The organism is Azospirillum sp. INR13, from assembly GCF_015390205.1.
GTDB lineage: Bacteria > Pseudomonadota > Alphaproteobacteria > Azospirillales > Azospirillaceae > Azospirillum.
Window position 1 is genome coordinate 13439 of the sequence record NZ_VUOI01000039.1, and the last position, 17545, is coordinate 30983.

Below are 17545 nucleotides of genomic sequence, written 5' to 3' on the forward strand. Positions count from 1 at the left end.
CAACCTGTTACAAAAGGTGACATCTCTGTAACAGATTCGCGCAAACGGTCCAGGCCTTTCATGCGGCCTGCCGGCCGGTTCGCTGCTGGGGAGCGGCCGCTGCGTCGGTCAGCCGCACGCGGAACCCGAACAGCGTGATGTCGTCGCGCTGTTCGCGGCCCGATTGAAAGCGGTCGAGGGAGGATTCCAACTCCGATTTCAGCCTGTCCAGCGGGCCGGTGCCGTCCTGCCGGAGCATTTCCCGCAGGCGGGCTCTGCCGAAGCTCCGTCCGCGTTCGCCGCCGCTCTGATCGGCCAGTCCGTCGGTTCCCAGGATGAAGGTCTGGCCCGGTCGCAGGAGAACGCCGTGATTCGTGAAGGACGACTCGGCTCCACACCAGCTGGCGGGCTTCCCGGCCGGACGGTAGCCCAGGCTGCGCCGGTCGCCGCGCAGTTCCGTCACGCCATCGCCGGTGACGACCAGCAGGGGAATGCGCGCGCCGGCATAAACCAGCCTCCCTTCGCCGGGCCGGATGTGGCAGAGCGCAAGATCAAGACCGTTGTCGAAGCACTCGGCTCCGTTGCGGGCTTCTCCCTCCTGGTGAAGGGCGGCGCGGACCTTGCGGTCGACGGCGGCAAGCACCGCGGCCGGGTCGGACGCGCCCAGGAGGTCCAGTGCGTTGTTCAGCATCGCGCTGGCGGTCATCGTCATGAAGGCGCCGGGCACGCCATGCCCCGTGCAGTCGGCGACCGCGACGACATATCCGTCCGGCACCTCCCGGCAGACATAGAAATCGCCGCTGACCACGTCGCGCGGGCGCCACAGGACGAAATGCTCGGTGAGGCCGGCCGACAACGTATCGGCAGATGGCAGGATGGCGGATTGGATCAGCTGCGCGTAGTTGATGCTGTCCATGATGGCGCGGTTGGTGGCGGCCAGCGCCTCGGTCCGTTCGCGGACCCGGCTTTCCAGCGTGCCGGTGTGGTCCTGGACGGTGGCCGCCATGCGGTTGAAGCCGTCCGCCAGCACGCCGATCTCGTCGGTGCGGCCGGTGTCCATGCGGGCGCCATAGTCGCCGCGCGCCATGGCGCTGGCCAATTGGGTCAGCCGGCGCAACGGGCGCAGCACCATGCGGTTCAGCGTCAGGCCCAGAACCGCCATCGCCCCCAGCAGCGACAGCAGCAGAAGGCCGACCACCGGCACCAGCGCATCCAGGGTCGCCTGCCGGACCTCCGCCGTCGAATAGGCGATCCGCAGGGTTCCCACCGTCTGGACCCGTCCCTCGCGCCCGTGCAGGACGATGGGCCGTTGGACGGTGATGTGTTCGGCGGCGTCCTTGCCGCCGACGCCAATCTCGGCCAGCGGCACCTCGCGGTCGGTCTCGAAAACCGTGATGGAGCGGATGGCGGGATCGCGGCCGGTCAGCGCCTCGATCATCCGCTGGGCGCTGCGGTTGTCCAGTTCCCACACCGGGCCGCTCAGCGCGTCGGCCTGGGTCGCCGCGACCAGTTCGGCCTGGCGCAGCAGGTCCTGGTGGCGCTGGCCCTCCACGATCCATTCCGACAGCAGCACGGCCGCCGATCCGATGGTAGCGGTCGTCAGCAGGATCGCCCCGGCCACCCGCGCCAGCAAGGAGGAGCGGCGCCTCACGACACGATCCCGCTCCGCCGCCACAGCATCTCCAGGCGCCCGTCCCCGGCGAGCCGGTCGAGCAGCGAATCGAGCCAAGCGGTCGCGACGGCTCCGCCCCGACGTGTCAGGATGGTGTGCTCGTAAATCTGGTCGGTGCGCTCGGACACCACCAGCTGCCGGGCCAGTTCGGGCTCGCGCTGCAGGAAGCGGGTCAGGAAGGAGCGGGTGACGATGGCGAGATCGGCCCGGCCGGCGACGACGCTGCGGACATTGCCCTCATGCGTCACCGTGACGCGGGTGCGGAACCGCTGTTCGAGGATCTTCGGGTCGGCCTCGAACCCGGCGAACGCGTAATGGAAGCCGAGCCGTCCGAGAATCGACTTGCCGGTCAGATCGTCGAAATAGCGCTGGTCGATGCCGGGGGCCACGCCACCCGGGCGATGAACACCTCGGCGTCGCGCAGGAACGGCCGGCTGGCTTCGACCGGGCGGCCTTGCCAGCCCCAATTGCCGCATTCGAAGGCAATCATGTCGAACCGCCCCTGTTCCAGGTCGTCGTACCGCCGCTGCGGAGCGGTGCGGACCATCTCGAACCGCCGTTCCGACTGGGCGGCGTTGAACAGGTCCAGCAGGTCGCGGGTAACGCCGCCGCCCGTCTCGTCGACGTAAGGGGGAAATTCGTAGGCGCCGACCTTGATGACTGCCGGAGCATCTGCAGGCGCCGCGTGCGACGGACCCAGGCGGCCCGCCAGCAGGGGCAAGGAGGCGAGGACGGGCAGCGCGGTTCGCAAAACCGTGCGGCGGGATAGCGGTCCCGTCATCGCGTCCCCCTCCCTCGTGTCATCTCACTACAACCAAGATTAATCTACCCCGGTATGCACCTATGTCGCAACGCGGGACATTTCCTGCCGGTGGACACGGCTGGCGACTGACGGATGTCGGTAAATGGGCAGGCTGGAAATGCCGACCGTACCCTCCCCGAACTCCCGAGGACTCAGGCCGCTTCCGTTGCGCGCTCCTGCTGGCTGTCGGCCAGTTCGGTGATCTCGTTTCCGCTCAGGGTCTCGCGCTCCAGAAGGGCCTTGGTGATGCCGTCGAGCGCGGCGCGGTCGGTGCGCAGCAGGCGGCGGGCATGCTCCATCCCTTCGTCGGTGAGGCGGCGGACCTCCTCGTCGATGCGCCAAGCGGTCCGCTCGGACCGGGCGCCCGGTTCGGCGGCGGCATGGGCGACATAGCCGATCTCCTCGCTCATCCCCCAGGCCGTGACCATGCGGCGGGCGAGGTCGGTGGCGGCGCGGAAGTCGGCCTCGGCACCGGTGGTGACGTGATCGTGGCCGAAGACGATTTCCTCCGCCGCCCGGCCGGCCATGGCGACGGCGATGTCCGCCATCAGCTTGGCACGCGAAACCGAGACGCGGTCGCCTTCCGGCAGCCGCACCACCATGCCCAGGGCACCGCCGCGCGGGATGATGGTGGCCTTGTGGATCGGGTCGGCCTGCGGGCAGCGCAGGGACACCAGCGCATGGCCGGCCTCGTGGACCGCGATCAGCCGCCGTTCGTGCGCCGACAGGGCGAGGCTGCGGCGCTCGGTGCCCATCAGCACACGGTCTTTGGCGGCCTCGTAGTCCGCCATGGTGACGACGACCCGGCCCTGACGTGCCGCCGACAGGGCGGCCTCGTTGGTCAGGTTGGCGAGTTCGGCGCCGGAGAAACCGGGGGTGCCGCGCGCCACGGTGCGGGCGCAAACGTCGGGCGCCAGCGTCAGCCGGCCGGCATGGACGCCCAGGATGGCCTCGCGCCCTGCCACGTCGGGCAGGCTGACATGGATGTGACGGTCGAAGCGGCCGGGGCGCAACACAGCGGCGTCCAGCATCTCCGACCGGTTGGTGGCGGCGATCACAACCACCTCGCCACCTTCGACGATGCCGTCCATCTCGACCAGCAGCTGGTTCAGCGTCTGCTCGCGTTCCGAATGGCTGGTCGATTCGCCGCGCTTGCCGGCCAGAGCGTCGATCTCGTCGATGAACAGGATGCAGGGCGCGTTGGCGCGGGCGGTCTTGAACAGGCTGCGGACGCGCGCCGCGCCCAACCCGACGAACATCTCGACGAAATCGGAACCCGAGGCGGCGAAGAAGGGCACGCCGGCCTCGCCCGCCGCGGCCTTGGCCAGCATGGTCTTGCCGGTGCCGGGCGGACCGACCAGCAGGATGCCCTTCGGCACGCGGGCACCGGCCATGGCGAAGCGGCGCGGATCCTTCAGGAACTGCACCGTTTCGCGCAGTTCTTCCTTCGCCTCGTCCACGCCCGCCACGTCGGCGAAGACGGTGTTGGTGTCCTCCGGGCGCACGCGGGTGGCGCGTCCCATGCCGAAGAACTGCCCGCCGCTGAGCAGCAGCCCGCCGATCAGCAGGGCCACCACCAGGAAGGGCGCTGCGCGGTCGAGCACGCGGACCGTCTGCGCCATCAGCCCGTCCGGCCCCTCGTCGAAGGCGATGGCGACCTTGTGGCTGCGCATCTCCTTCAGCAGATCGTCGGTGACCGGCATCACGATGCGATAGCGGCTGCCGTCGGTGGCCACCGCATGGCCCGTCCCGTTGGAGAAGGTGACGGACTCGATCTCGCCACGGCCGGCCCGTTCGATCAGCGCGCTGTAGGTCGCCGGCTGTTCGTCCGCCCGCCGGCTGTGATCGTACCACGCCGCGAAGCCGAGCCACGCGGCGAGCAGGGCGGCCAGGACGGCAAGCGCAATCAACGGACGTTTCGGCAGCGTGGGCATCTCGGCTCCGCGAAAATATAGGGACTGGCTTTCGGTCTATGACATTGATGCGGGACATGCCGCCGCCGCGGCAACCGTTAACGCCCCCGGTCCCTTCTTTGACACCGTAAGCGGTGCGTTTGCGGAATGGCTCCCTTGGGATTCGACGGCGATCTCAATCGGTTGCCGATAGGCGGAAGTTCGGACAGTATGCTTTCCCAACCAAAGTGATCCGCCCGAACGATAAGGACCACACCGATATGGCCGAGGCCGCCGCGGCGCCCGCCCTCCAGCTGGACGGCGTGACCTGCACCTTTCCTTCACCCGACGGCCGGGGACGTTCCTATACTGCCGTACAGGGAGCCAGCTTCACCGTCGCGGACGGCGAGTTCGTGTCGATCGTCGGCCCGACCGGCAGCGGCAAGTCGACGATGCTGAATGTCGCTGCCGGCCTGCTGAAGCCCAGCGAGGGCCGCGCGCTTTCCTTCGGGCAGCCGGTGACCGGCATCAATCCCCGGGCCGGATACATGTTCCAGGCCGAAGCGCTGATGCCCTGGAAATCGGCGCTCGACAATGTCGCCGCCGGGCTGGAGTTCCGCGGCGTCTCCAAGGCGGAGGCGCGGGAGCGTGCGCTGCCCTGGCTGTCCCGCGTCGGGCTGGAGGGGTTCGGCGACCGATTTCCGCATCAGCTGTCGGGCGGCATGCGCAAGCGCGTGGCGCTGGCCCAGACGCTGATCGTCGATCCGAAGATCATCCTGATGGACGAGCCCTTCTCGGCGCTCGACGTCCAGACCCGCCAGATGATGGAAAACGAGCTGCTGGACCTGTGGGCGGCGGACCGCAAGTCGGTGGTCTTCATCACCCACGACCTGGAGGAGGCGATTGCCATGTCCGACCGGGTGCTGGTGCTGTCCGCCGGCCCCGGCGCGCGGCTGATCGGCGAGTACCGCATCGACCTGGAGCGTCCGCGCGACGTGGCGGAAATCCGCATGACGCCGCAGTTCCTGGACCTTCACAAGGAAATCTGGGGCCAGCTGCGCGACGAAGTTCTGAAGGGCTACGCCCAGACCAAGCTGCGGTGACGACATCATGAGATCCCATGCCAAACGCCTTCCCGGCCGTCCGGTCATCCTGCTGCTGCAACTGGGCGTCCTGATCGCCTTCTTCCTGATCTGGCACGTCCTGACCGACACCAGGATCCTCAGCCCCTTCTTCTTCGGCACGCCGGGGGCGGTGCTGGCCCGCACCTGGGCGGATTTCGCCTCGGGCGTCATCTGGTATCACCTGGGCATCACGCTGCTGGAGACGGCGCTGGCCTTCGTCATCGGGACCGTTGCCGGCATCGCCTTCGGCTTCTGGTTCGCCCGCGCGCCGTTGGTCTCCCTCGTCTTCGATCCCTACATCAAGGCGATCAACGCACTGCCCCGCGTGGTCCTGGCGCCGATCTTCGCGCTGTGGCTCGGGCTCGGCATCTGGTCGAAGGTGGCGCTGGGGGTGACGCTGGTCTTCTTCATCGTCTTCTTCAACGTCTACCAGGGCGTGAAGGAGGTCAGCCCGGTCGTGCTGGCCAATGCCCGCATGCTGGGCGCCAGCTCCCGCGACCTGTTCCGGCACGTCTATCTGCCATCGGCCCTGTCCTGGGTCTTCTCCTCGCTGCACACCGCCGTCGGCTTCGCCATGGTCGGTGCGGTGGTGGGCGAATATCTGGGCTCCGCCGCCGGGCTCGGCTACCGCATCCATCAGGCGGAAGGCGTGTTCGACACGGTCGGCGTGTTCTCCGGCATGCTCGTGCTGACGATCTTCGTCGTCCTGATCGATGCCGCCGTCACCATGATCGAAAAGCGGCTTCTGCACTGGCGCCCGCAGGATACCAGCGGCGGGCAGCACTGAAATCCATGAGGGAGGGAACCAATGAAATTCAAATCGCTGATCGCTGCCGCCGCGGTCGTCATGACGCTGGGAACGGCCGGTCTGGCCGCGGCGCAGGGCAAGCTTGAGAAGACCGACATCAAGATCGCGGTCGGCGGCAAGCCGCTGCTCTATTACCTGCCGCTGACGCTGGCCGAGCGGCTGGGCTACTTCAAGGAAGCCGGGCTGGCGGTCGAGATCAGCGACTTCGGCGGCGGCGCCAAGAGCCTGCAGGCCCTGATCGGCGGCTCGGCCGACGTGGTGACCGGCGCCTACGACCACACCATCCAGATGCAGGCCAAGGGCCAGCCCATCGTGGCGGTGGCCCAGCTCGGCCGCTATCCTGGCATCGTGCTGGCTGCCGTCAACAAGGCCGGCACCATCAAGTCGGTGGAGGACCTGAGGGGCAAGAAGGTCGGCGTGACCGCGCCCGGTTCCTCAACCAACTTCATGCTGAACTATGTTCTGACCTCCAAGGGCATGAAGCCGGAGGATGCGTCGGTCATCGGCGTCGGCGGCGGACCCAGCGCCATCGCGGCGATCAAGCGCGGGGAAATCGACGCCATCGTCAACCTGGACCCGGTCATCAGCCAGGCGCAGGCCGATGGCGACATCACCGTCCTGCTCGACACCCGGACGGAAAAGGGCACCATGGATGTCTATGGCGGTCCCTATCCCGCCGCGGTGCTCTATATGAAGCCCGACTTCATCAAGGAGAACCCGAAGACCACGCAGGCCCTGACCGACGTGTTCGTCCGCACCATGCTGTGGCTGAACAAGGCCAGTACGGATGACGTGCTGAAGGTGCTGCCGGAGGAGTATTTCCTGGGCAACAAGTCGCTCTACGCCGAGGCCTTCGAGCATTCGAAGCCGACCTATTCGCCGGACGGCCGATTCACCCAGGTCGGTGCCGATGCCGCGCTGAAGGTGCTGAAGGCCTTCGACCCGGCGGTGGCGTCGACCAGCATCGATTTGTCCAAGACCTACACCAACCAGTATGTCGAGGATTCCCTGAAGCGCCTGCAGAAGTAAGCCTCGCGCTCTGCTCCCGAATACCCATGGAAAAAATGTGGGCGCGACATTCCGTCGCGCCCTCTTCCATGCTGCGCTGCCGTTAGACTGGACGAAATCGGTCCTGATTGCTTCCCGGTCAGGTCCGTCCACCCGACAGCGGAGTGCCCCATGGCCGAGGTGATTTTCTACGGAATGGCCGGTTGCCCGGCGAACGCCAAGCAGAAGCAGCAACTGACCGCCGCCGGTCACACGCTGGTCGAACGCGATCTTGCCACCGCCGAACTGACCGCGGACGACCTCCGTGCCTTCTTCGGCGACAAGGATGTCGACGCCTGGTTCAACCGCCGCGCCGCCGCAGTGAAGTCGGGCGCCGTCAATCCCGAAAATCTCGACGAATCCGCCGCACTGTCCGCCATGCTGGCCGACCGCGACCTGATCCGCCGGCCGCTGATCCAGGCCGGCGACCGCCGCGAGGCCGGCTTCGACCCCACCACGTTGCATGGCTGGATCGGCCTGACCTCCGGCGAAAGCTGCGACGACAAGCACGCCCGCGGCCAGTGCGACCACGGCCACCAGCATTTCGTCAAGGCGCCGGCGGCGTAAGGACAGGCAACCGCCTGACCGCGACTTGCGGCAAGCGCCGACAAGAATCGACACGGATTACACGGATTGGAGCCGGATTTCACGGAACTGTGCAGTGCAGCGCTTTCCGTACCCGCGGGTGCGTTCTGCGGAAACAACCCGATCCGTGTAATCCGTGTCAAAATCCGTGTAATCCGTGTTCCAGCTTGCCCGCGACGATGCGGCTTGGCATTCCAACCACCGCCCCGGACCAGACGAACCTCACTCCGGCGGCACTTCGCGTGGCTTGCGGTCCTCGCCGATGGCGACGTAGGTGAACACGCCTTCCGTGACCTTGATCGGGTCGGAGCCGGAACGCTCGCGCCGCACCCAGGTCTCGATACGGACGCGCAGCGAGGTGCGGCCGACCTTCTCGATCCGGGCGAAGCAGCTGACCTCGTCGCCGACGAAGACCGGCTTGTGGAAGGTCATCGCCTCGATGCCGACGGTGGCGACGCGGCCGTGGCTGCGCCGTACCGCCACCGTGCCGCCGGCCAGATCCATCTGAGCCAGCAGCCAGCCGCCGAAGATGTCGCCGTTCGGATTGGTGTCCGCCGGCATCGCGATGGCCCGCAGGGCGGGTCCATTGTCGAAGTCGTATGCGTGCGCTGCGCTCATGCTTCCTCCGGCATTACGAAAATTTCCTGCACAAAAGCTTGTGGCACCGCACTATAAACGGCACAGGATGCGCTTGCGCACCCCTGACGAAATTCCTATCATCCCGTCATGAGCGATCTTTTCGAGAACACGGCCCCCAAGGCCGACAGCTACTCCGCCCAGGATATCGAGGTTCTGGAGGGGCTGGAGCCCGTCCGGCGCCGGCCGGGCATGTATATCGGCGGCACCGACGACCGTGCGCTGCACCATCTGGTGGCGGAGGTGCTGGACAACGCCATGGACGAGGCAGTGGCCGGACATGCCAGCCGCATCGACCTGGAGTTGGCCGCAGACGGCACGGTGATGGTCCGCGACAACGGGCGCGGCATCCCCATCGACGACCACCCGAAATATCCGGGCAAGTCGGCGTTGGAGGTCATCATGACCACGCTGCACTCCGGCGGCAAATTCTCCAACAAGGTCTACCAGACCTCGGGCGGCCTGCACGGCGTCGGCCTGTCGGTGGTGAACGCCCTGTCGGACCGGCTGACCGTGGAGATCGCCCGCGAAAAGCAGCTCTACGTCCAGGAATACAGCCGCGGCCTGCCGCAGGGGCCGCTGGCCCACCGTGGCAACGTCAACCGCCGCGGGACCACCATCAGATTCCACGCCGACCCCGAAATCTTCGGCGAGACCGCTCATTTCGAACCGCACCGGCTGTACCGGCTGGCGCGCTCCAAGGCCTATCTGTTCCGTGGGGTGGAGATCCGGTGGAGCTGCGATCCGGCGCTGCTGTCGGTCGACGCCACCACGCCGGCATCGGAGACCCTGCATTTCCCGGGCGGACTTCAGGACTATCTGACCGCTGCGCTGAAGGACCGCAAGACGTTGACGCGGGCGCCCTTCGCCGGTGCGCTCGACTTCCCCAACGGCCAGGGCCGGGTGGAATGGGCGGTGGCGTGGCCGGATGACGATGAAGGCTTCTCGCACACCTACTGCAACACCGTGCCGACTCCCCAGGGCGGCACGCACGAGGCCGGCCTGCGCACCGCGCTGACCCGCGGCCTGAAGGCCTATGGCGAGCTGACGAACAACAAGCGAGCCGGGCAGGTCACCGCCGACGACGTGATGGGCGACGCCTGCATCCTGCTGTCGGTCTTCATCCGCGAACCGCATTTCCAGGGCCAGACCAAGGAGAAGCTGGTGACGGCGGAGGCACAGCGCCTCGTCGAGACCGCGGTGAAGGACCATTTCGACCATTGGCTGTCCGGCGATCCGCAGAGCACCAACGCCCTGCTGGAGCGCCTGATCGAAAAGGCGGAGGAGCGGGCGCGCCGCAAGCAGTCCAAGGAGATGACGCGCAAGTCGGCAACCCGCCGCCTGCGCCTTCCCGGCAAGCTGGCGGACTGCTCGCGCAACTCTCCCGAGGGCACCGAACTGTTCCTGGTGGAGGGCGACTCGGCCGGCGGCTCCGCCAAGCAGGCGCGCCAGCGCGAGACCCAGGCCATCCTGCCGCTTCGCGGCAAGATCCTGAACGTCGCCAGCGCGTCGGTCGACAAGATGAAGGCCAACCAGGAGCTGAACGACCTGACCCAGGCGCTGGGCTGCGGCATCGGCAAGGATTTTTCGACCGACAAGCTGCGCTACGAGCGGGTCATCATCATGACGGACGCCGACGTCGACGGCGCCCACATCGCCTCCCTGCTGATGACCTTCTTCTACCGCGAGATGCCGGGCCTGATCCAGGAAGGCCACCTGTATCTCGCCCTGCCGCCGCTCTACCGCCTCAGCCACGGCAACAAGCAGGTCTATGCCCGCGACGACGCCCACAAGGACGAGCTGCTGTCGAAGATGTTCAAGGGCAAGAAGCCCGACATCAGCCGCTTCAAGGGCCTGGGCGAGATGATGCCGGCCCAGCTGCGCGACACGACGATGGACCCGTCCAAGCGCTCGCTGCTGCGCGTGGTCGTGCCCAATGCCGCCGATCCGGAAGAAAAGCCGGAGTTCGAGCGCACCCGCTCCCTGGTCGAGGAGTTGATGGGCAAGAAGGCGGAGCTTCGCTTCCGCTTCATCCAGGATAACGCGAAGTTCGTGAAGGCGGACGACATCGACGTGTAGGTCATGCTCTTGTCGACGGACCTGTCATCGCCGAGGGCAAGGCGATGAGAGGCCCGGTCTCGGCCGGGGTCGGGGTGGAAAAACCACAAGAGTTTTCTCTGTTTTGGGGAGGACTTAGCCTGGTCTATCATCTGGAGCACAGATGTTCCGGGAATTTACCCGCAACGTCTTCCGACCCCGCAGGAGACGCATGCACCCCTTAGCCTTCCCTGGAGCGCACATCCCGGCTGACGCCATCCCGCCGGAGATGGTTGCCGAGGCGCTGTCGTCGCTCACCCCCTTCACCACCGACCTGTTCGTGCCGCGCTACCAGCCTTGCGAGGTCGGGCGCTGGCAGTTGCGGGTGGCGCCGATGCTGGTGAGCTCCGGCTATTGGAGCCCGGCGCTGATGACGACCGGCACCGCTGCCCTGTTCCGGCGCGAGGCGGATGGCGACCCCCGCTGCTGGATGTCGATGACGCCGATGGAGATCGAGAGCCAGGAGATCGGCGTCCGCGCCGCCACCGGCCATACGGTGGTGATGGGAATGGGCATGGGCTGGGCGGCGGTGAATGCGGCGCTGCGGCCGGACGTGACGCGGGTCACCGTGGTGGAACTCGACCCTGACGTGATCGAGGTCAACCGGCGCATCGGCCTGTTCGACCAGCTTCCGGCCGAGGCCGTGGCGAAGATCGTCCTCGTCAATGCCGATGCGCTGGAATTCAGAACCCAGGAACCGGCCGACACGCTGATGACCGACATCTGGTTGCCGATCAACGGCGACGAGCGGATGGAGCAGTCCCGGGTCATGGCGCGCAACACCGGGGCACGGCGAGTCTATGTCTGGGGCCAGGAACTGGCAATCGCCCGCCGCGCCCGGATGCTGGGGGTGGAATTGACCGACGCGACGGTGGCACGCATCGTCGCGGAGTTCGACCTTCCCCTGATCGGGCCGGAGCGTCCCGACTATCCGGCCCTGATCGCGTCTGCCGCGGACAAATGGCTGAGGGACATGTAACGGATCCGGTCCATGGGGCAGGGAAGCACTCGCCCATCCGGCAACTGCTCCCCATATCCCGCCCAGCGATACCAACGGACGATCCGATCATGCGCATGCTCCCGCCGCTCGCCGCCCTTCTGCTGGGTGCCTCGGTCCTCGCCGCCTGCTCCAACGAGAGGGTGGTGGCGAGTGAACCGGCTCCGGCCTACACGCGCAGCGAGGTCTCCTATGCGGCGGGGAACCGCGACCTGCGAGTGGTCCTGCATGGCGATCCCTTCGGCCTGCCGCCGGAGCGCTTCGCCGAAAAGGTCCTGCCCCACATGCAGAACCGCGTGTCCGGGGTGAAGACCAACCTCACCACCACCCGAACGAGACGGCACGGCGGGATTACAAGGTGGTTCTGGCCTTCAACGTCGCGGAGAACATGCTGAACTCGTCGCTTTGCACGGACGGGCCGATTCCGACGTCGCCGCCGGGTGGACCCATCGTGGTGCAGGGTGCGTTCTGCCGCTCCGGCGGGGCGCTGACCTCGGCCACCGGATGGCTCGACCGGCCGCAGGGGCCGGACGATCCCGATTTCCGCAGCCTGATCAGCGACATGACCTTCACCCTGTTCCCCAGCCGGCGGGCCGACCTGTTCTGCGGCGCCATCGACTGCTGACGGCAGTCGTGGGCCGTCAGTCCCGCAGCAGCCAGTCGCGCATCAGGGCGGTCACCGCTTGCGGTTGCTCCATCGCCGACAGGTGCCCGCAATCCTCGATCAGCACCAGCCTCGCGCCGGGGATGGCGTCCGCCATTTCCTCGTGCAGGGCCGGCGGGGTCAGCACGTCCTGGCGCCCGCAGACCACCAGTGTGGGGCAGCGGATGGCGGCGAGGCCGGGCCGGCTGTCCGGACGGTTGATGATCGCCTCCTGCTCGCGGGCATAGCCGTCGACGCCCACCCGCTCCATCTGGGCCAGCACCGACCGGACAAAGGCTTCGTCGGCCATGCGGTCGGGGTGGATCAGGCGGGGCAGGGCGGCGCGGATCACCTGCCCGTATCGGCCCTGGCGGGCGAGCGCCACCGCCTCGCGTCGGGTGGCGGTCGCCTCCGCCGTGTCGGGGCGGGCGTTGGTGTCGAGCAGTGCCAGCCTGTCCACCCGCTCCGGCGAGCGGCGCAGGATCTCCAGGGCGACATAGCCGCCCATCGACAGGCCGGCGACGGCGAACCGGTCGGGCGCCGTCGCCAGCACCCTGTCGGCCATGGCGGTGATGGATTCGCACTCCGCCAGTTCGACCACCAGCGGGTCGGCGATGTCGGCGAGGTGGCGGACCTGATGGTCCCACAGCGCCGCATCCAGCGGCATGCCGGGCAGCAGGATCAGGGCAGGGCGGTCGGGCGGGGGGCTGTTCGACATCGGGATTCTCCTGCGCTCACTTCACCAGGGCGCTGACGACCTTGAAGACCGGCGTGCCGGCCCGTTCCATCCACTCGAACAGCACCATCTCGGTGGTGACGATGGTGACGCCGGCGGCGCGCATCCGCTCCAGCGCGGCGGCGTGGTTGGCGGGGTGCGCGAGGACACCGCATCCGCGACGAGATAGACCGCATGGCCCTGCTGGCGCAGCCCCAGCGCCGTTTGCATCACGCAGACATGCGCCTCCGTCCCGCACAGCACGATCTGCGGACGCTTCAGTTCCTCCACCGCGGCGTTGAAGGCCGGTTCGCCGGTGCAGCCGAAGGTGATCTTCTCGATCACCGGGGTGCCGGGCGGCAGGTCGGCGCGCACCGCCTCCACCGTCGGCCCAAGGCCGCGGGGGATATTGCTCGGTCACCAGCACCGGCACGGACAGGGCGGCCGCAGCTTTCAACAGCATCCCGGCATGCCGGATGACGCGGTCGGATTCGTGGATGGCCGGCAGCAGGCGTTCCTGGACGTCGACCACCACCAGCACCGATTCCTGGGCACGAAGAATCATCAAATGCACTCGACCGTTCCATTTGGGGCTTGGCGCCCTTATCCAGGGCGCCGGCAATGGCCGCGACTCGCGGCACCGCCATGGGACAGCCTAGCGCAGGGGATCGATTTCGCCAACGCGGCGTGTTTTCGCGCCTATTTTCGGCTTCGGAACATCGGATCTATTGACATGGCGCTTTGTCTACCTATTCTTCGGCCTCATCCAGGCGTCGAGCGATGACCGCTCGATTTGCGCACTCCAGAACAGAAACAGGTTGGATGCTTTTTTCGGAACTTGGGCTTGGCCCTGACGTCCTGCGCGCCATCGAGGACAAGGGTTACACCCAACCGACGCCCATTCAGGAACAGGCAATTCCCTGTGTCCCTGCAACGCCGCGACGTGCTGGGCTGCGCGCAGACGGGCACCGGAAAGACGGCGAGCTTCACCTTGCCCATGATCGACATCCTGGCGTCGGGCCGTGCCCGGGCGCGGATGCCGCGGTCTCTGATCCTGGAGCCGACGCGCGAGCTGGCCGCCCAGGTGTCGGAAAGCTTCGAGACCTATGGCAAGCACCACAAGCTCAGCATGGCGCTGCTGATCGGCGGCGAGACCTTCACCGAGCAGGTGAAGAAGCTCGACCGCGGCGTGGATGTGCTGATCGCGACTCCGGGTCGTCTGATCGACCTGTTCGAGCGCGGCAACATCATGCTGAACGACATCAAGGTCTTCGTCATCGACGAGGCCGACCGCATGCTCGACATGGGCTTCATCCCCGATATCGAGCGCATCGTCAGCAAGCTGCCGAAGAACCGGCAGACCCTGTTCTTCTCGGCGACCATGCCGCCGGAAATCCGCCGTCTGGCCGATGCCTTCCTCAGCGATCCGATGGAGATCAGCGTCGCGCCGCCCGCCTCCCCGGCGGAAACGGTGACGCAGGCGATGGTCCTGGTGCACGAGATGGACAAGCGCAAGGCGCTGCGCCATCTGCTGCAGACCGAGGACGTCAAGAACGCCTTCATCTTCTGCAATCGCAAGCGCGACATCGCCGTGCTGCAGAAGTCGCTGGAACGTCACGGCTTCAATGTCGGCGCGCTGCATGGCGACATGGTGCAGTCCAAGCGGACCGAGACGCTGGAGCGCTTCAAGCAGGGCGAGATCACCCTGCTGGTCTGCTCCGACGTCGCCGCCCGCGGCATCGATGTGCAGGGCCTCAGCCACGTCTTCAATTTCGACGTGCCGCTGACCCCGGACGACTATGTCCATCGCATCGGCCGTACCGGCCGCGCGGGCAAGCAGGGCCGTGCCTTCATGCTGGCCACGCCCGACGACACGAAACTGGTCGGCGCCATCGCGCGCCTCATCAAGCGGGAGATCCCCATGATCGCCATCGACGGCCTGGAGACGGCCGAGTTCGGCGAGGAAGACAGCAGTTCCCGCGGTCGTGGCCGTGGTCGTGGCGGCCGTGCTGCCAAGTCGGAAGCCCGTCCGCCCCGCGGCGGTCGCGAAGAGCGCGCCCCGCGTGATGAGCGCGCCGTCCGTGAGGATCGGCCGCCCCGCGAAGAGCGTGCCGCCCGTGAGGAACGGCCGGTTCGCGAGGAACGGCCCGTCCGTGAGGAGCGGCCCGTTCGTGAAGAGCGGTCCAGCCGCGACGACCGTCCGGTTCGCGAGGAGCGTCAGCCCCGCGAATCGCTGGCCGCGGCCGAAGCACGCCGCAACAACGACCCGCGCCGCGACCGGGACCGTGACCGTGACCGCCGCCGCCGCCGTGACGACGACGACGATGACGTGCCGGTGATCGGTTTCGGTGACCACATGCCGGCCTTCATGCTGCGCTCCGCCCGTCCGCGTCCGTCCGCCGAAACCTCGACCGAACAGTCGCAGGAGGGCTGAGCCCGTGCAGACCATCTTCGTCATGGTCAAATGCGATCTCGGTAAGGCCTATGGGGTCGCCGATCAGGCCGTGCAGGTGATCGAGCAGGTATCGGAGGTGCATTCCATCTCCGGCCAATATGACCTGCTGATGAAGTGCTATCTGAAGCAGGACGACGACATCGGCCGCTTCGTGACCGAGCATGTTCAGACCCTGCCGGGGGTGCGCGACACCTTCACCCTGATCGCGTACAAGGCCTTCGCCTGAGTACAAGTGGCTTGAAATTGGAAAGGCCGGGCATTTGCCCGGCCTTTCTGTTTTTCGGAGAGGATCGGCAGCGGCCGGCCTTACCAGCCCACCACGATCCGCGCATGCGACGGTACCGGCACGATCCCGTCCACCGCCTGCGCGTCGAACCGCCGTGCGATGTCCGCCTCCAGCGCGCCGCGCCGTGCTGCGTCAAGGCCGCCCAGCCGGTGGCCGAAGCTCATGTCCAGGGCGGCGCGCCAGAAGGGCTGGCCGGCCGGTGCCTTGCGGACCGGCGTCAGGTCGGTCTCTGCGCTCTGATCGAATCCCGCGGAACGCATAGCGTCGGCGAGCAGTCCGGGCTCGGCAAAGCGGAAAAGCGGGTCCAGGCTGCCATCCTCGCCCAGATGGGCGGCCACGACATCGCCGATCTCGGCGAACAGGCCGTTGCCGGCGCGCGGTCCCCACACCATGAAGGCGGCCCTTCCACCAGGGCGCAGCACACGACGGACTTCACGCAGCGCGGCTTCCACCGCCGGCACGAACATGATCCCGAAGCGGCAGGTCACGCGGTCGAAGGCGGCATCGGCGAAGGGCAGGGCGGTCATGTCCGCCGCGGTGAAGGCGGGCGCCGCTCCATCGACGTCACGGGCACGGCGCACCGCGCCGGCCATCATGCCGGGCACGAGATCGCTGCCGACCACCAGCCCGTCCGGCCCAACCCGACGCGCGGCACTCAGCGCCGGCTCTCCCGCACCGGACGCAAGGTCGAGCAGCCGTTCGCCCTCCGCCAGTCCGGCGGCGTCCAGCAGCGGGCGGTTCAGCTTGTCGGCCAGATCGGCCATCGGGTCGGCCCAGCGGTCCCAGGCGTCGGCGCTGGCGGCCCAGCGGTCGCGCTCGCGGGCGGCGTCGGGACTGGCGGAGTCGGAAAGCAGTGTCGCGGTCAATGAAGAAGCCTCGCCGTGCCGGACACGCGCTGGACCGTGTCGGCATCGCTCAGCCGCTCGCCGAGAGCCGTCAGCTCGTCGGACATCTTGCGGTTGGCGTCGGTCAGTTGCTGGATGCGGGTCTGCGCCGCCTGATGCTGCGCAGACAGGGTCGCCACCGTCTCCGTCAGCCTGCGGATTTGCTGGGACTGGCGTACCGACGCCTCGTTCAGGCTGCGGCGAATCGACCCGACGGCCACCAGCACGACAAGGCTGATGGTGACGCCGGCCGCAATCGCGACGATGCCGATCCCGGTGAACCAGTCCATGGGCGGCAAGCTTCCGCCCATTTCATCAATTGGTCAAGCTGCCTGACAATCCGTTACCGGCACGCAAACGTCGAAAACCCGGCGCAGTTTCAGGCGCCGGGTTCATTTGGTCGAGGGTCCGTTTGGTGGACGGCGGGAGGTCAGCCGACGGTGCCGCTCACCGGACGCTCGGCCTTCATGCGCAGTTCCTTCAGGTGATCGCCGAAGGCGCGTAGGACCGGCATGATGCGCTGGGTCTGGTCGGCCGTGACGTGAGCGTCCGTCTTCAGCACGATGGACGGCGCCTCGCTCATCAGACGCTTGGCGCGCATCGGGCCGACCTTGTCGTCGAGGAACATGGCCATGCCCATCAGAATGCCCAGCGTGACGTCGTCCGGAGCCTTGGGCAGGGCCAGGACTTCATGAAGTTCGTTCAGCAGCGTGTAGGCGACGATGGAGGTGCGTTCGATGGTGTCGACGTCGGCGGCCATGGGCATCGGGCAGGTCCTCGGGAAACGTTCGGATGAAACGTTGCGGGTGAGACGCTGGCGGGTGACGCGGGATGGCGTCCTTGTCCAAGACGCCAGCACCTGCGAAATCCGTCGTTCCCCGAGGGTAATCGTCACTTTATAACCAAAGTGTTAACCAAGCGCG

Annotated in this window: 18 protein-coding genes and 2 pseudogenes; 10 read left to right on the forward strand and 10 right to left on the reverse strand. The window is 67.3% G+C overall.

Going from position 1 to position 17545, the window contains the following annotated elements; all coding sequences use genetic code 11:
• Positions 1-58: 58 nt before the first annotated feature.
• From F1643_RS19455 to ftsH, 4 genes are all read right to left on the reverse strand, one after another.
• Positions 59-1630, reverse strand: coding sequence for a SpoIIE family protein phosphatase (locus F1643_RS19455; RefSeq protein WP_194914905.1), 1572 nt, complete (start codon positions 1628-1630; stop codon positions 59-61).
• A complete protein-coding gene (locus F1643_RS24030; RefSeq protein WP_255543065.1) occupies positions 1627-2040 on the reverse strand; it encodes a PhnD/SsuA/transferrin family substrate-binding protein in 414 nt (137 codons plus the stop codon). Before F1643_RS24030 ends, F1643_RS19455 begins: the two co-directional genes overlap by 4 nt.
• The gene (locus tag F1643_RS24035) at positions 2001-2432 is read right to left on the reverse strand and encodes a hypothetical protein (RefSeq protein WP_255543066.1); all 432 of its coding nucleotides are present in this window, start codon (positions 2430-2432) and stop codon (positions 2001-2003) included. The genes F1643_RS24030 and F1643_RS24035 overlap by 40 nt, the downstream gene beginning before the upstream one ends.
• 173 nt (positions 2433-2605) lie before the next feature.
• The gene (gene ftsH / locus F1643_RS19465; RefSeq protein WP_194914906.1) at positions 2606-4387 is read right to left on the reverse strand and encodes an ATP-dependent zinc metalloprotease FtsH; all 1782 of its coding nucleotides are present in this window, start codon (positions 4385-4387) and stop codon (positions 2606-2608) included.
• A gap of 239 nt (positions 4388-4626) precedes the next feature.
• Between ftsH and F1643_RS19470 the strand changes: the two genes are divergently transcribed.
• The 4 genes from F1643_RS19470 to F1643_RS19485 all read left to right on the forward strand — a co-directional run bounded on the left by F1643_RS19470 (position 4627) and on the right by F1643_RS19485 (position 7891).
• Positions 4627-5448 (forward strand): ABC transporter ATP-binding protein, encoded by an 822-nt coding sequence (locus F1643_RS19470; RefSeq protein WP_194914907.1) that lies wholly within the window; start codon positions 4627-4629, stop codon positions 5446-5448.
• Positions 5449-5455: 7 nt separating this feature from the next.
• Positions 5456-6256: an ABC transporter permease gene (locus F1643_RS19475; protein WP_194914908.1), complete on the forward strand. Its 801-nt coding sequence runs from the start codon at positions 5456-5458 to the stop codon at positions 6254-6256.
• A 21-nt stretch (positions 6257-6277) separates the two neighbouring features.
• Positions 6278-7306, forward strand: a complete 1029-nt coding sequence (locus F1643_RS19480; protein WP_194914909.1) for an ABC transporter substrate-binding protein — start codon at positions 6278-6280, stop codon at positions 7304-7306.
• 150 nt (positions 7307-7456) lie between these two features.
• Positions 7457-7891, forward strand: a complete 435-nt coding sequence (locus tag F1643_RS19485) for an ArsC/Spx/MgsR family protein (RefSeq protein ID WP_194914910.1) — start codon at positions 7457-7459, stop codon at positions 7889-7891.
• Between the two features lie 240 nt (positions 7892-8131).
• On the opposite strand, the gene F1643_RS19490 is transcribed toward F1643_RS19485, so the two are convergent.
• Positions 8132-8527: an acyl-CoA thioesterase gene (locus F1643_RS19490; RefSeq protein ID WP_149221828.1), complete on the reverse strand. Its 396-nt coding sequence runs from the start codon at positions 8525-8527 to the stop codon at positions 8132-8134.
• A gap of 108 nt (positions 8528-8635) precedes the next feature.
• Here F1643_RS19490 and parE point away from each other — a divergent pair, with 108 nt between their 5' ends.
• The 4 genes from parE (at position 8636) to F1643_RS24045 (ending at position 12264) form a co-directional block, all read left to right on the forward strand.
• Positions 8636-10624, forward strand: a complete 1989-nt coding sequence (gene parE / locus F1643_RS19495) for a DNA topoisomerase IV subunit B (RefSeq protein ID WP_194914911.1) — start codon at positions 8636-8638, stop codon at positions 10622-10624.
• A gap of 190 nt (positions 10625-10814) precedes the next feature.
• Positions 10815-11621, forward strand: coding sequence for a hypothetical protein (locus F1643_RS19500; protein ID WP_255543067.1), 807 nt, complete (start codon positions 10815-10817; stop codon positions 11619-11621).
• 89 nt (positions 11622-11710) lie between these two features.
• Positions 11711-12034: a hypothetical protein gene (locus tag F1643_RS24040; RefSeq protein ID WP_255543068.1), complete on the forward strand. Its 324-nt coding sequence runs from the start codon at positions 11711-11713 to the stop codon at positions 12032-12034.
• Positions 11998-12264, forward strand: a complete 267-nt coding sequence (locus F1643_RS24045; RefSeq protein WP_255543069.1) for a hypothetical protein — start codon at positions 11998-12000, stop codon at positions 12262-12264. The genes F1643_RS24040 and F1643_RS24045 overlap by 37 nt, the downstream gene beginning before the upstream one ends.
• A 16-nt stretch (positions 12265-12280) precedes the next feature.
• Here F1643_RS24045 and F1643_RS19510 read toward each other — a convergent pair whose 3' ends face one another.
• Together F1643_RS19510 and F1643_RS19515 are read right to left on the reverse strand one after the other, a co-directional pair.
• On the reverse strand, positions 12281-13000 hold the full coding sequence (locus tag F1643_RS19510; protein ID WP_194914912.1) for an alpha/beta fold hydrolase: 720 nt from the start codon (positions 12998-13000) through the stop codon (positions 12281-12283).
• Between the two features lie 21 nt (positions 13001-13021).
• Positions 13022-13562, reverse strand: a pseudogene (locus tag F1643_RS19515) (isochorismatase family protein).
• 257 nt (positions 13563-13819) lie between these two features.
• On the opposite strand from F1643_RS19515, the pseudogene F1643_RS19520 reads away from it, so the two are divergent.
• Positions 13820-15431 (forward strand): annotated as a pseudogene (locus F1643_RS19520) (DEAD/DEAH box helicase).
• Positions 15432-15435: 4 nt separating this feature from the next.
• Complete coding sequence (locus F1643_RS19525; RefSeq protein WP_194914913.1) at positions 15436-15678, forward strand: Lrp/AsnC ligand binding domain-containing protein; 243 nt, start codon at positions 15436-15438, stop codon at positions 15676-15678.
• A gap of 80 nt (positions 15679-15758) precedes the next feature.
• Here F1643_RS19525 and F1643_RS19530 read toward each other — a convergent pair whose 3' ends face one another.
• The 3 genes from F1643_RS19530 to F1643_RS19540 all read right to left on the reverse strand — a co-directional run bounded on the left by F1643_RS19530 (position 15759) and on the right by F1643_RS19540 (position 17388).
• The gene (locus F1643_RS19530) at positions 15759-16604 is read right to left on the reverse strand and encodes a class I SAM-dependent methyltransferase (RefSeq protein ID WP_194914915.1); all 846 of its coding nucleotides are present in this window, start codon (positions 16602-16604) and stop codon (positions 15759-15761) included.
• The gene (locus F1643_RS19535; protein WP_194914916.1) at positions 16601-16912 is read right to left on the reverse strand and encodes a hypothetical protein; all 312 of its coding nucleotides are present in this window, start codon (positions 16910-16912) and stop codon (positions 16601-16603) included. The genes F1643_RS19530 and F1643_RS19535 overlap by 4 nt, the downstream gene beginning before the upstream one ends.
• 140 nt (positions 16913-17052) lie before the next feature.
• A complete protein-coding gene (locus F1643_RS19540; protein ID WP_014247927.1) occupies positions 17053-17388 on the reverse strand; it encodes a hypothetical protein in 336 nt (111 codons plus the stop codon).
• Positions 17389-17545: the final 157 nt, after the last annotated feature.

Coding starts and splice junctions, on each gene's coding strand:
- F1643_RS24040 (WP_255543068.1), top strand. CDS start 11,711: ATGCGCATGCTCCCGCCGCTCGCCGCCCTTCTGCTGGGTGCCTCGGTC.
- parE (WP_194914911.1), top strand. CDS start 8,636: ATGAGCGATCTTTTCGAGAACACGGCCCCCAAGGCCGACAGCTACTCC.
- F1643_RS19500 (WP_255543067.1), top strand. CDS start 10,815: ATGCACCCCTTAGCCTTCCCTGGAGCGCACATCCCGGCTGACGCCATC.
- F1643_RS19510 (WP_194914912.1), bottom strand. CDS start 13,000: ATGTCGAACAGCCCCCCGCCCGACCGCCCTGCCCTGATCCTGCTGCCC.
- F1643_RS24035 (WP_255543066.1), bottom strand. CDS start 2,432: ATGACGGGACCGCTATCCCGCCGCACGGTTTTGCGAACCGCGCTGCCC.
- F1643_RS19475 (WP_194914908.1), top strand. CDS start 5,456: ATGAGATCCCATGCCAAACGCCTTCCCGGCCGTCCGGTCATCCTGCTG.
- F1643_RS19535 (WP_194914916.1), bottom strand. CDS start 16,912: ATGGACTGGTTCACCGGGATCGGCATCGTCGCGATTGCGGCCGGCGTC.
- ftsH (WP_194914906.1), bottom strand. CDS start 4,387: ATGCCCACGCTGCCGAAACGTCCGTTGATTGCGCTTGCCGTCCTGGCC.
- F1643_RS19485 (WP_194914910.1), top strand. CDS start 7,457: ATGGCCGAGGTGATTTTCTACGGAATGGCCGGTTGCCCGGCGAACGCC.
- F1643_RS19540 (WP_014247927.1), bottom strand. CDS start 17,388: ATGCCCATGGCCGCCGACGTCGACACCATCGAACGCACCTCCATCGTC.
- F1643_RS19490 (WP_149221828.1), bottom strand. CDS start 8,527: ATGAGCGCAGCGCACGCATACGACTTCGACAATGGACCCGCCCTGCGG.
- F1643_RS19480 (WP_194914909.1), top strand. CDS start 6,278: ATGAAATTCAAATCGCTGATCGCTGCCGCCGCGGTCGTCATGACGCTG.
- F1643_RS19470 (WP_194914907.1), top strand. CDS start 4,627: ATGGCCGAGGCCGCCGCGGCGCCCGCCCTCCAGCTGGACGGCGTGACC.